The following is a 12,970-nucleotide window of genomic DNA, read 5'->3' on the forward strand; positions in this document are numbered from 1 at the left end:
AATCTCGACAAGCAATGTGATTGAAGTAAACATCAAGGTATTTACCTTGCTCAAATACCTGCATTCGATTTTGAAGTTCATTACCAGCGGGGCATAAGTAAATATCTTTATTTGCATCGTATTTGAAGAGTGAGCGGTTAAATATCCCTTTCTTTTCAGAGGACGATGTATCCGTCTTGGGCATGATTGGCTCTGCACCCAAATCGATAGTATCTTTTATATCGGGCTGACTGAAGTAACCTTTATCTGCTAATACCCTTATATCTTCCTTGCGCAATGCTTTTTGTGCGAGTTTTGTCATTGACGCAAGCTGGCCTCTATCTGGCACGTTGGTCACCTCATGCGCCACTATAAGGTGGTGCTTGGTATCAACCGCACTTTGCACGTTATAACTCACAACTCTTGTAAAACCTTGAGTTTTCATTAAACGTGAATCAGGATCAGTAGTGGATATTTGCTTGTCAGGATGAGCTTCAACTTGTTCTTTAATCTCGTGTAGTTTTTTTAACTGGCTGCGAAAGTCAGCTAGCCTATCTTTTGTGGCTTTAATTTTTGTGACGTTAGCTTGCTCTTTATCGGCTTCATCAAGTAATTCAAGGTAACGTTCAATATTCTTTTCGACTCGGTCGATGTGGAATTTAACTTTGCTTGGCGTAAAATTATTGCCTTTGTTGTTGCTAGCTTTAAACTTACTACCATCGATGGCAACAACTGGTTTCTCAAACATATTCAGACGACGGCAGACTTCAACAAACGTTTTGCACACATTTTTTATACCATCTCCGTTGTCTTTTCTAAAATCAGCAATCGTTTTAAAGTCGGGTGCCAACTTACCAAGTAGCCACATCAGTTCAATATTGCGTTGGCATTCGGTTTCTAATCGGCGGGATGATTGAATACGGTTGAGGTAACCATAAAGATACAGTTTTAATAATGTGGCTGGATGATACTTAGGGCGGCCTGTGGACTTTAAAGTTAACCCTTTAAACTCCAATTCAGCTAGATTTAGTTCCTCAATGAAAACATCAATCACTCTGACCGTATTATCTTCACTGACGTAGTCTTCCAACGATTCTGGAAATAACGTTGATTGGTCACGACTTTCACCGCTTATAAACTTTGACATACTGCCTCAACCCTCAACTGAATCAATAGTCTAATTATATAAATATCAGTATATTAAGTGAACTAAATGTATAGATTAATAGATCATAAGCAGAACATACTTAGACCAAAAGGTGATCAGAGTTTTCACACAGTCTGGGCACAGAACTGTCCTTCAGCACCAACCCATTTATATCCAAAAATGGTTTTCTACGAATAAGTTTATACACGACACAAGTGCCCATAGTGATTTTTAAACGTATATGTTGTGCATATTATGACTGTGCGCTATTATTTCTATATTGATGCACAATAGGACAGTGCAAGGATATGGCTGTAGATTTTAAGGATGAGTGGCTCGAAGCATTCTATGAAGAGGATAAGCGGCATCGATTAATCCCTAAGGTTATAGAGAATGCTTTATATCGTAAGCTAGAAATATTAGATGCAGCAAAGGCTGAATCTGACTTAAGAGTACCACCAGGTAACCGGTTTGAACATCTTGAAGGTAACTTGAAAGATTGGTGTTCAATACGAGTGAACAAACAGTATCGATTGATTTTTAAGTGGGTTGATGGTGTAGCAGAAAACACCTATTTAGACCCTCATAAGTATTGAGGTAAGAGTTATGCGTATAACAAAGCGTCGTCCTGTGAGTGTAGGTGAAATGCTGAAGCTAGAGTTTTTAGAGCCTATGGACATTACATCAAAAACTTTAGCTGAAGCTATGGGTGTGCATAGAAATACGGTTAGTAACTTGATCAATGGCGGTAGCTTAACAGCGCCACTTGCAATTAAACTGGCTGCTGCCTTAGGGAATACACCCGAGTTTTGGCTTAATATCCAGCACTCTGTAGATTTATGGGATACGAGAAATCGTTATCAAGAAGAAGCTAAATCTGTAAAACCCTTACTTTCTGCTCAAGAAACTTCACTACGTACATCACAAACTATTTAAAGAACTCATAACGTATATTGTTAATCCACAATCTTGATCATTACGGCAAATTCATTTGCTAGTGAAGCTGAGAAAGACGAGTTAAAAGCTTTCGTACAGAAGTTTTTATAATTAGCTTTTCATCTGACAATTATTTGTGGCAAGTAATGCTCAGAGCCACGCTAACACATAGGTGTTAGCGTGCATCATTAATTTAGGAGCCAATTAGCTCACTCAACTAAGTTAATTTAGGGTGGGCTGCACATCTAAGCCATAGCCGAACATTACAGCTAATACCAATACAACCGATGCTGCGACCATTAGTTTAATTAGTAGTGGTAAACAGAATCTAAACCAATGTCCGTAGGGCACACCTGCCATCCCTAAAATGCCCATAAGAACAGCATTGGTCGGTATGATCATATTTGAAAAGCCATCACCAAATTGGTAAGCAAGCACAGCAACTTGTCTTGGTACACCGACTAAATCACCTAGTGGCGCCATGAGTGGCATGGTGACATAAGCTTGCCCTGAACCAGAAGGAATAAAGGTATTGAGTAGGGTTTGAATAACCAGCATGCCAATTGCAGATATTTCTGCTGATACATAAGAAAGCGGTAACGACATGCCATGTACAAGGCTATGCAGGATTTGGCCGTCTTCTAAAATAAGGGCGATACCACGTGCAACACCAATTAACACTGCGGTGGTAACAAGATCAGATACGCCTTCTATAAATTTGTTTGCTGCTTCATCAGCAGATAGTTTGCCTAAAATGGCTACAACCACACCCCAAGCAATAAAAACACCACCTAGCTCGTATAAGTACCAGCCCTTAGTTGCGATGCCCCATACTGCAATTACTAGGGTAATAATAAAGCTACCTAAAACTAGTTTATGGCGCAGGGCAAGTGCTGGGTAACTTGTTGCTGTTTGATTTTCGAGTGGGCAAGGCACGCCAATCATCATTGATTTAGACGGATCGTGCGCTACCTTTTTGGTGTATTGCCAAACATGATGAAAACCAATGAGTACAAATGGAATAAATATCGCTAAACGTAACCACAGACCAGAGTAAACAGGAATACCTGCAATTTGCTGTGCGATTAATACCGTAAATGGGTTAAATGCCGAAACACCATAACCAATACCATAACCTGCGACTATCATACCTACGGCGGTCATTGCATCTAGGCGCATTGCTTTGCAAAGCGCGACGAGAATAATAACAAAAGGAATATATTCGCCGGCGGTACCAATACTGCTTGATGCTAAGGCAAAGCAAAACACCACCATAAAGATTAATCGTTGCGGTTTTTTACCGTGTCGCTCTAAAAGCCTACCAATGAGAGCATCAACAGTGCCTGTGGCACGTGCAACAGCTAATACGCCGCCCACAATTAACACAAAGAAAATAACATCTTGAGCAGCAGCAAAAGCGCGAGGTATGGCTTGTAATAAATCCCATGGAGTTAAGTAATGGCGCTCAGCAACCGTTTGATAGGTGCCCGCAACAACCATTTCTCGGCCTGATTCACTTAATGTAGTAGTGAAAAAACCTTGTGGTACTAACCAAGTAGCAATAAGCGCAACAACCATCATGCCCAGCAGCAGTATCAGGGTATGTGGAACTTTAAAACGTAAACCCATTTATTCTCCGTAATTATGTTAGGTTAAATTCTTGAAATAATAACATGATAAAAGCGGATAGGTTGTCTCTAAAATGTCCACACTGTTAATGATTGTAATAATTAAGATACAAAAAAGGCCAGGAAACTGGCCTTATAAAGTTTATTTGAATTTTATTTAGCTAACCCAAATGGGTCATCGATGCTATGAGCAGGCTCGGTAAACCAACGCGGACCTTCGTCTGTCATATAAAAGTGATCTTCTAAGCGAATACCAAACTCATCAGGTACGACAATCATAGGTTCATTGCTAAAACACATACCTGTTGCGAGTGGAGTAGGGTTACCACCCACAAGGTATGGCCATTCATGAATATCTAAACCAATGCCATGGCCGGTTCTATGTGGGCAGCCTGGTGTTTGATATTCTGGCCCCATGCCGTTTTCGGCTAGGTACTGCCTTGCAGCATCGTCTACTTTGCCACATGGCTCACCAATTTTTGCGGCAGCAAAAGCAGCAAGTTGGGCATTTTTCTCGTGTTGCCAAAACATACGTTGACGATCAGTTGCTTCACCAAATACATAAGTACGGGTAATATCAGAGAGGTAATCATGTACTTTACAGCCAGTATCAATCAGTACCACGTCACCTTTTTTAAGGGTTTGCGGGTTTTTAACACCATGCGGGAAAGACGACGCAACACCAAATAGCACAATACAAAAATAGTTACCCGGTGCGCCGACTTTTTGGTGCGCTTTTTTAATAAAGGCTTTAACCTCAGTTGTGGTGATACCTTCATAAAGCATACTTGCCGTTGCTTTATGTACTTCTAAAGTCATGTCCATAGCACGTTGCATTAAGGCAAGTTCATTGGCTGATTTATGCATGCGGCAGTGCGCTGTTACGCACTGTGCGTTAACAATGTTGTAATCGCCGTTCGCTTTATTAATGCCGTCGTAGATGAAAAACTGCGCGCTTTCATCAATACCAAGGGTGCCTGTTTTGCTAATGCCCATTTCTGTAAGAACATCTACACACAATTGATAAGGGTTTTCGTGTTCTTGCCAACCACGAATTGGGCCATCAATCACCATAAAATCGTTTAAGCTGCCGATTTCAAAAAACGGCGCTATATATTGAACATCACCTTTTGCAGGTAAAATAGCGCCAACTAAACGCTCGCTTGCGTACCAACGCATACCCGTAAAGTAGGCTAGGTTAGTGCCTGCATTTAAGTAAATTGCATCAATATTGTTTGCTTGCATATACGCTTGTGCTTTTGCGATACGCGCATGAAATTCGTCATTTTGAATAGGGGTTAAATCTGTTGTCATATCTGACAAAGAGTCAAGCGCCTGCTCTGGCGTTTGTGTGCCAATACCATATGTTATCATTGTGTACTCCTTGGTTTTTTCTGCATTGTGGCTTGAGTAAACAGTTGATGCAAACTCACTGCGACTAATCGCATAATATTCGTATTTATTGACATAACTGTTAGCATGCGCAAAAAATAAGGAGCGACAATGCAAGTTAATTACTTAAAAAGACAAGCTGAATTTAAAGCCTTGCTAGAGCAACAAGGTTACAGCGCCATGTTAGTACTTGGTCATGAAAATATTCGTTACTTAAGTGGTTTTAGCGGTAATGCTGCTTATGCATTAATTACTCAAGATGCGTGTGTGTTGATCACTGATTACCGATACCACCAACGTGCAATTGCTGAAACAACAGGGTTTGAAGTTGTTTGTCGAGACAGAGACAACGAAACTCTTGGTCATTGTATTAACAGGCACCTTAACCCAAACAGCCATGTCGCATTTGATGCAAGCTATGTCACGGTAGCCATTTGGCAAGGTGTGGCAGATGAGCTAAGCGGCCACACATTAACTGCGGTAAACGGCTTAATTGAAAAACTAAGGCGCGTTAAAGATAGCTGGGAAGTTGCACAAATTAAAGCTGCTGCGGCCATCGCTGATGAAGCATTAGCACAAACGTTGCCTTATTTTAAACCGGGTGTAACCGAGCGTGACCTTGCCTTAGAGCTTGAATTTAGAATGCAAAAGCTTGGTTCAGAAGGAATGTCGTTTGCCACCATCATGCTGTTTGCAGAGCGCTCAGCCTTGCCGCATGGTAACCAGTCAGATCAGGTTTTAAAGCAAGGTGACTTTGTAACCCTTGATTTTGGTGCGGTTGTAAATGGCTATCGCTCTGATATGACCCGCAGTTACATCATTGGCGAAGCGTCAGAAAAACAAACCCGTATTTATAATACTGTTCTTGATGCACAAAATGCGGCACTTGAAATGGTTAAACCGGGTATTAACTGTTTAGATTTAAATGCTATATCAAACAAGGTGATTACTGAGGCGGGCTTTGGCGAATACGCCGGTAAAGGGCTTGGCCATGGTTTAGGGCTGTTTTTACATGAAGTGCCATTCATCAACACTCTGACAGACTACAACCTTGAAGTTGGTAATGTGATCACCATTGAGCCCGGCATTTATATACCAGGCTATGGTGGTGTGCGCTTAGAAGATGACATAGTTATCACCGAATCTGGTTTTGAGGTGTTAACCCATGCGCCTAAGCCATTTATAATCTAGTGCTTAAATTAAAGGTTACTTTTTAGCATACGCTAAGCGGGCTAAACGTTCAGTTACATGGTAACTATCAAGCCCGCTCACTGCGACTGTGTCAATGGCTTCAATATCGACAAAGCCATCTTCTTGCAAGCAAGCCTCATCTAAGTAAATATCGGTTTATTTCACCTATGATCAGCTCAGTGCCATTGATGGCAAGGTGAAGGTGTTCTTTCAGCTCAAGCGCATATTTAAGCTTACTTTCTTTAACAAAAGGCGCTGTAAAGTCATTTAGGTATTCAGTACTGAGCCCTGTTGCATCAAATTCAGACTCGTCTTTGTCGTAGCGTGCCGATGTTTGATGTGCTTTGTTATAAATGTCTTTGTTCACGTGGTTAATCGTGTACTGCTTAGTGGCTAATAAGTTTTCTAGGGTATGGCGAGGCACTGAATGGGGCCTAATGATCATACCCACTAAAGGGGGATGTGCCCCAAGATGAAATACTGAACTGACAATCGCCAAATTGGTTTGGCCGTTGCTATCTTGAGTGCCGATTAAGTTGGCACTTTTAAACCCCGACAAACTATTAATTAAATGAGCGCGGTAGCGGTTTTCTAAATCAGCAATGGCTTGTTTTGTAAAATGCATAAATTTCCTGTTACCAGTCTATGGGTTTTCCTTGCCAGTCCAAGTAGGCAGGGTTGTGTGATTGTTGTAAATAGTCAGCATCACTTATCAATGAATACAGCTGCTCGGCTACAAACTCAGGGGTAAATAACTTTCCTTTGGGTACATTTGCCTGAAAGGGTTTTGATAAAGGCGTATCAGTGGTACCTGGGTGAAATAACACGCAGTGGCACTTTTTATAGCGTCTGCTAAGTTCAATCGCTGCAGATTTAAATAACATATTTAATGCCGCCTTCGATGCCCGATAGCTATACCAACCGCCTAACTTGTTATCACTAATGCTACCAACACGTGCACTAAGAGCACACACCACAGTTGAAGCTTGTGGCTTTAAAAGTATTGAGAATAAAGTCACACAGCGAATTGGCAGTAGAGCATTAGTTGTCATGCTATTTATAAAGTGCTGCTCAGATATTTGCTCAAGTTTACGTTCAGGCGCATTATTTGGATCATGCAATAGGCCGTTAAATATCATCAACTGGGCTAAATCATAGTGGCCACCGGCAAGTTCTTTAGCAATGCCACTTAAGCTTTGCTCTGAATAATCAGTAATAAAATGCTGGTGACTTATCTCATTGCTTGATGACTCATTGAAACTTGCCTTAAATTCATCTCGACTGATGGTGACGATATGACCCGTGTTGATTTGTTTATGAAGAGTAGTGAAATAGGCATTTGCAATTTCACTGCGTGCACCACACAAAATATAGAGTTGCATTTTTGACCTGTTATAAAAATATTTGAAAAAATTTCGCTCAAACTATCACCAACTAATAAAATGATAGTAGCTCTGTTTGTCTTGAGCTAACCCTACAAACATATAAAAAAAGGCGGGTAAAGATTTGACCATGCAAACATTAAGGATGCCTTAATTTACGGGGATTTTACCTTTTAAATTGGTAAGTCCATTTTACCAATTGAGCTAGCTTTAACGCTTTGTAGCTGACTAAGCTGCGTATTTATTACACTTTTATGTTTATAGATTGGTTATTCTTTTTTACGAGTATGTTAGAAAATTCGATCTATTAAATTAACGCTGACAATGATATTAATAAAAGGGATCAGTATTTAGCTGCGCTCGTGCTTGGCTAAATACTGTGCAGTAAGTACTTTCAACTTAGTTAAAGAAAGGAGTATGAGAATGAGTGAACAATACGCTGCACTTCGCGGTAATGTTAGTATGCTTGGACAAATGCTGGGTCAAACCATTAAAGATGCACAAGGACAAGCCATTTTAGATAAGGTAGAAGAGATTCGCGCTTTATCTAAATCGTCACGTAGTGGTAACGAAGCCGACAGACAGGCGCTTATCGAAGTACTACACGCTCTCACAGATGAAGAACTATTACCGGTTGCACGCTCATTTAATCATTTTTTGAATCTTGCTAATGTTGCTGAACAATTTCATACCGTATCGCGCTTTAATGATGTTGGCTTTTGCCAACTAAACCCTCTCACTCAAACATTAAAAGCGTTAGCAACAGCTTCAAAGCAAGGTCAAGTTGATCCGAATCACTTGGCACAAACACTCTCAAAACTCCACATCAATTTAGTACTGACGGCTCACCCAACTGAGGTGACACGCCGTACAATGATCAATAAACACGTTGAATTAAGTGATTGCCTTGCCTCTTTAGAGCGTAAAGACAACTTACCAAGTGAACGTGCAGATTTATTAAACCGCATTGCCCAACTTATTAGCCAAGCGTGGCATACCGACGACATTCGTCGCTCACGCCCAACGCCAATTGACGAAGCTAAATGGGGTTTTGCGGTTATTGAAAATAGCTTATGGCATGCTGTTCCGCGCTTCTTACGCGAGTTTGGCGAAGACGTAAAAGCAGAGCTTGATCTAGAGCTGCCGATTGATTTCAGCCCAATTGAATTTACTTCTTGGATGGGCGGCGACCGTGATGGTAACCCGTTCGTCACCGCTGAAGTCACACAGCAAGTACTTGATCATGGCCGCTGGATGGCACTCGATTTGTATTCGCGTGATATCGAAACGCTAAGCAATGAGCTATCAATGTCGGATGCAAGCGATGAGCTTATTGAGCTTGCAGGTCAAGATTTTGAACCTTATCGTGCGGTACTTAAAAAATTAAAGAATCAAATTGCCGAAACTGTGACGCATTTGGGCGCTAAAATTAAGAATAAGCGCACTGATTCTGAAGATTTAATTACCGATATCGCGCAAATTAAACACCCAATCGAAGTGTGCTATCGCTCGCTTATTAAGACCAACATGAAAGTAGTTGCCGATGGCTTGTTGCTTGATGTACTACGCCGTATTAACAGCTTTGGTCTGCGTCTTGCTAAACTCGATGTCCGTCAGGATTCATCGCGTCATGGTGATGTTTTCTCTGAACTAACACGTTATTTAGGTTTAGGTGATTACCATCAATGGCAAGAGGAAGACAAACAAGCGTTCTTACTTGCTGAGCTAAACTCTCGACGTCCGCTTATTCCAAAGCATTGGCAACCAAGCCCAGAAGTACAAGAGGTGCTAGATACATTTGATGTAATTGCAGCGCAAGATGCTCAAACATTTGGTTTGTATATTATTTCGATGGCACGCACTGCATCTGATGTGCTGGCAGTACAGTTACTGCTTAAAGAAAGTGGTTGTAAGTTTAACTTACCGGTTGCGCCATTATTTGAAACGTTAGATGACTTAAATAATGGTAAAGAGGTTATCGAATGTTTACTTGATAACACTTGGTACCGTGGTCATATTCAAAACCAACAAAATGTCATGATCGGCTACTCAGACTCAGCAAAAGATGCAGGTATGATGGCTGCTGGTTGGGCACAATATGAAGCTATGGATAAACTTGTTCAATTAGCCGAAAATCGCGGTATTGAACTTATTTTATTCCACGGCCGTGGTGGTACTGTTGGTCGTGGTGGCGCGCCAGCTGCGCAAGCACTACGTTCACAGCCTCCAGGTTCATTAAAAGGTGGCTTGCGAGTAACAGAGCAAGGTGAAATGATCCGCTTTAAGTTTGGTTTGCCTGCTGTTGCCCTGCAAAGCTTAAATATTTACGCTGGTGCTGTACTCGAGAGTAACTTGCTACCACCGCCAGAGCCGAAGAGCGAATGGCGTGATGTTATGGAACTTATTAGTGCTGATTCGTGTGAGCATTACCGCCAAGTTGTGCGCCATGATGAAAACTTTGTACCCTACTTTAGAATGGCAACGCCAGAGCAAGAGCTATCTAAATTACCACTTGGTTCTCGCCCTGCGAAGCGCAACCCGAACGGTGGGGTAGAAAGTCTTCGTGCTATTCCATGGATCTTTGCATGGAGCCAAAACCGTTTAATGCTGCCAGCTTGGTTAGGTGCATTAACAGGCCTTAAAGCTGCTTTAGATAAGTATGGCATCGAGACACTTCACGAAATGAGCTTAAAATGGCCATTCTTCCGTGCTCGTTTAGAGATGCTAGAAATGGTATTTAGTAAAGCCGATTCATGGTTAAGTGCGCATTACGATGATGCATTAGTAACTGAGCAATATAAGCCATTAGGCGTAAAACTTCGTCAGGAGTTGAGTGAGGCTATTGAGCTTGTGCAATCGCTTAGCCCACAAAAGAGCCTGCTTGCAGACCAACCTTGGATCAAAGAGTCAATCGCGCTTCGTAACCCGTACACAGATCCACTTAACTTATTACAAGTTGAGTTACTGCGTCGTTCACGCGAAGCTGACGTGGGCTCTGAAGGCGATATTGATAATGCCTTGATGATCACTATGACAGGTATCGCTGCTGGTATGCGTAATACCGGTTAATAGCAAGTATCATCAACCAATCGAGCATCGATTGGTAGGCTAATAACAAATTGTGCGCCGTGTTCATAAGGCTCGGCGCATATTTCTCCCTTCAAATTAAATTTAACTGCATTAAAAACAACATTTAACCCAAGTCCTAGGTGTTTATCGCCCATATTAGTGGTATAGAAAGGAGTAAAGATATCATGCAAGATAGTTTCCTTAATACCGACCCCGTTGTCTTGATAAATAATTTCGACATGCTTAGGAAAAGCTTTAATCTCGATCTCAATTAAGCCGTGTAGCTTTATTGCAAAACCATGTTCGCAGGAATTAATGATTAAGGTTTTTAATATGTCTCCAATAATTGCAGGGTAAGAAGTTATTACAACATTATCGCCCTGAATATCGAATTTAATACACTTTCCTAAATAACTTGAGAAAGGCAGAACTCTGCGTGATATTTCTTCTTTTAGGTTAAACTGGACTAGCGGTTTATCTAAATCAATAGACACATTGAGTGCCTTAAATTCTTCGACAATACTGGCAAGTCGAGCGATGCTAGCCTGTATTAAATCTTTTGCATCGTTTGTATCGTTTAAAAAGCTATGAAGGTGCTTGCTAGATAGCTCTTGAGATTTAAACTTTTGGCAAATAAGTGTAAGTTGATCATCAATTAAAGAGCTAGCGGTTACAATGGTGCCAATGGGCGTATTTAATTGATGCGCCATACCAGATACTAATGCGGTTAACGATGCTATTTTTTCGATTTCAATAAGTTGTGCTTGTGTGTTATGAAGTTTTGTTAATGTTTTAGATAGGGCATTCTTTTGTTGCTTCGTCCTCACTGTCATCAACGTTAATACGATTAAAATTGAGCATAAGGCAAAAGCAATCGCCATAAAGATCACTTTATTTGCTTTATTTTTTGAAGCCTGAACTTGATTTGATTTAGTTAAAAGTTCTATTTCTGCTTCTTTAGTCGTTATATCTAATTCTGCTAACGCTTTGGCAAGATTAGTACTGGTTTGTCTTCTTAGAATTTTTTCTTGAGTTTCATAGAGCTGTTTGTATGCATCAATTGCTGCATGGTAGTTTTTTTGTTGTAAATGCAAAGAGGCTGATAGCTCTTGTGTAGCTAGCAATAATTGATAGTCAGAGATTTTTTTATTTTTTAAATCAATTGACTGAATTTGTGCTAGAGCCAATGCAGGTTTATTTTGGGCTTTGTATGTTTTAGCAAGTTCTAATATTACAGCAAGCTTATCGCTTTGAAGATTATTCTCATTTAGTAAATTGAGTGCTTTTTTCAATATTATTTCTGCTTTTTTATATTGTGCTTGAAAGTTATAAATTTTTCCCTGAGTGGTTATATTAACTATTTGGTGTGAAAGAAAGTCGTTGCTTTTCTGAAAGTTATATATGTTACTAAGTAGTTCTAATGCTTGGTCATATTTTTTTAAACCAAGCAAAGCCTTAGCAAGAAGATTACTCGTAAACGACTCATTAAAGGTATGGTTATTTGTTTTGCTATACTCTCTAAATTTTTTAAATATTTCTGCTGCATTGTTATATAGGTGTAATTTTAAGTAGATAACAGCGATGTTGTTTTCAGTTTGCATTACAAGGTTATTATTCCTCATCTTTGCAAAAGGGAGCGCTTGTTTGTAATGATTAAGTGCTTCTTGATATAACCCTAAATGGGAATAGATATTTCCCGAAATATTATAGTAGCCATACATCAGACTCTTATCTTTCGATTTGGCAACCATACTCTCGAACTCTACAAGCGTAATCATCGCTTCATCTAGTTTATTATTACCAGATAAAACCCACGCTTTATAGTTAGTCATAATGATCTTCTGTTCAAGATTCAACTCAGAATCGGCTAGTATTTTATTTACTTCTTCTAAACCTAGCTGTCTTGAGTTTGCGTAAGTGTTTCTGACTTGGTTGCGTAGTTTTTCAAATTCTGTTGCTGTAATTGCGGTTGCTTGCAAAGGAACTGACAAAAACATGCCTGCGATAATTGGAACCATGAATCTCATGATTTATTCCTATCCAAGCAAACATGTATCATCTGACAATACGTGTTTACTCTACTGCTTTAAGATGATGTTCATTGTAAGTTTTCACTCATTTTAAGGGCATCTGAAAAGGCTTAAATTAAAGGCAGAATTCTCGTGCATGTTTAAAAAAAGCATTAAAGGTTAATTTAAGGTAACGCCAAAAATGTATTTTTCTAGTTATAAATTCTTATATTTAAT

General features: G+C 40.1%; 9 protein-coding genes and 1 pseudogene. 4 read left to right on the top strand and 6 right to left on the bottom strand.

What is annotated here, in order from left to right:
- Nucleotides 1–1,126 (bottom strand): IS1182 family transposase (locus L1272_RS13270; RefSeq protein WP_235373624.1); only part of this gene is annotated, 1,126 nt, incomplete at its 3' end.
- Between the two features lie 308 nt (nucleotides 1,127–1,434).
- On the opposite strand from L1272_RS13270, the gene L1272_RS13275 reads away from it, so the two are divergent.
- Nucleotides 1,435–1,722, top strand: coding sequence for a type II toxin-antitoxin system RelE/ParE family toxin (locus L1272_RS13275; RefSeq protein ID WP_130167541.1), 288 nt, complete (start codon nucleotides 1,435–1,437; stop codon nucleotides 1,720–1,722).
- A gap of 10 nt (nucleotides 1,723–1,732) precedes the next feature.
- A complete protein-coding gene (locus L1272_RS13280; protein WP_209327721.1) occupies nucleotides 1,733–2,062 on the top strand; it encodes a HigA family addiction module antitoxin in 330 nt (109 codons plus the stop codon).
- A 222-nt stretch (nucleotides 2,063–2,284) separates the two neighbouring features.
- Here L1272_RS13280 and L1272_RS13285 read toward each other — a convergent pair whose 3' ends face one another.
- Together L1272_RS13285 and L1272_RS13290 are read right to left on the bottom strand one after the other, a co-directional pair.
- Nucleotides 2,285–3,691 carry a YfcC family protein gene (locus tag L1272_RS13285; protein WP_235373625.1) on the bottom strand — a complete coding sequence of 469 codons (1,407 nt, stop codon included), beginning with the start codon at nucleotides 3,689–3,691 and terminating at the stop codon, nucleotides 2,285–2,287.
- 152 nt (nucleotides 3,692–3,843) lie between these two features.
- A complete protein-coding gene (locus tag L1272_RS13290; protein ID WP_235373626.1) occupies nucleotides 3,844–5,064 on the bottom strand; it encodes a M24 family metallopeptidase in 1,221 nt (406 codons plus the stop codon).
- Between the two features lie 129 nt (nucleotides 5,065–5,193).
- Between L1272_RS13290 and L1272_RS13295 the strand changes: the two genes are divergently transcribed.
- Nucleotides 5,194–6,273 carry a M24 family metallopeptidase gene (locus L1272_RS13295; RefSeq protein ID WP_235373627.1) on the top strand — a complete coding sequence of 360 codons (1,080 nt, stop codon included), beginning with the start codon at nucleotides 5,194–5,196 and terminating at the stop codon, nucleotides 6,271–6,273.
- 15 nt (nucleotides 6,274–6,288) lie between these two features.
- Here the strand turns inward: L1272_RS13295 and L1272_RS13300 are convergent.
- Nucleotides 6,289–6,898, bottom strand: a pseudogene (locus L1272_RS13300) (flavin reductase family protein).
- A 10-nt stretch (nucleotides 6,899–6,908) separates the two neighbouring features.
- On the bottom strand, nucleotides 6,909–7,655 hold the full coding sequence (locus L1272_RS13305) for an SDR family NAD(P)-dependent oxidoreductase (RefSeq protein WP_235373628.1): 747 nt from the start codon (nucleotides 7,653–7,655) through the stop codon (nucleotides 6,909–6,911).
- A 423-nt stretch (nucleotides 7,656–8,078) separates the two neighbouring features.
- On the opposite strand from L1272_RS13305, the gene ppc reads away from it, so the two are divergent.
- Nucleotides 8,079–10,724, top strand: a complete 2,646-nt coding sequence (ppc, locus tag L1272_RS13310; RefSeq protein WP_235373629.1) for a phosphoenolpyruvate carboxylase — start codon at nucleotides 8,079–8,081, stop codon at nucleotides 10,722–10,724.
- Here ppc and L1272_RS13315 read toward each other — a convergent pair.
- Nucleotides 10,721–12,751, bottom strand: coding sequence for an ATP-binding protein (locus L1272_RS13315; protein WP_235373630.1), 2,031 nt, complete (start codon nucleotides 12,749–12,751; stop codon nucleotides 10,721–10,723). The genes ppc and L1272_RS13315 overlap by 4 nt on opposite strands.
- Nucleotides 12,752–12,970 lie beyond the last annotated feature (219 nt).

It is taken from the genome of Pseudoalteromonas sp. PAST1 (assembly GCF_021532515.1).
Taxonomy (GTDB): Bacteria; Pseudomonadota; Gammaproteobacteria; order Enterobacterales; family Alteromonadaceae; genus Pseudoalteromonas; species Pseudoalteromonas simplex.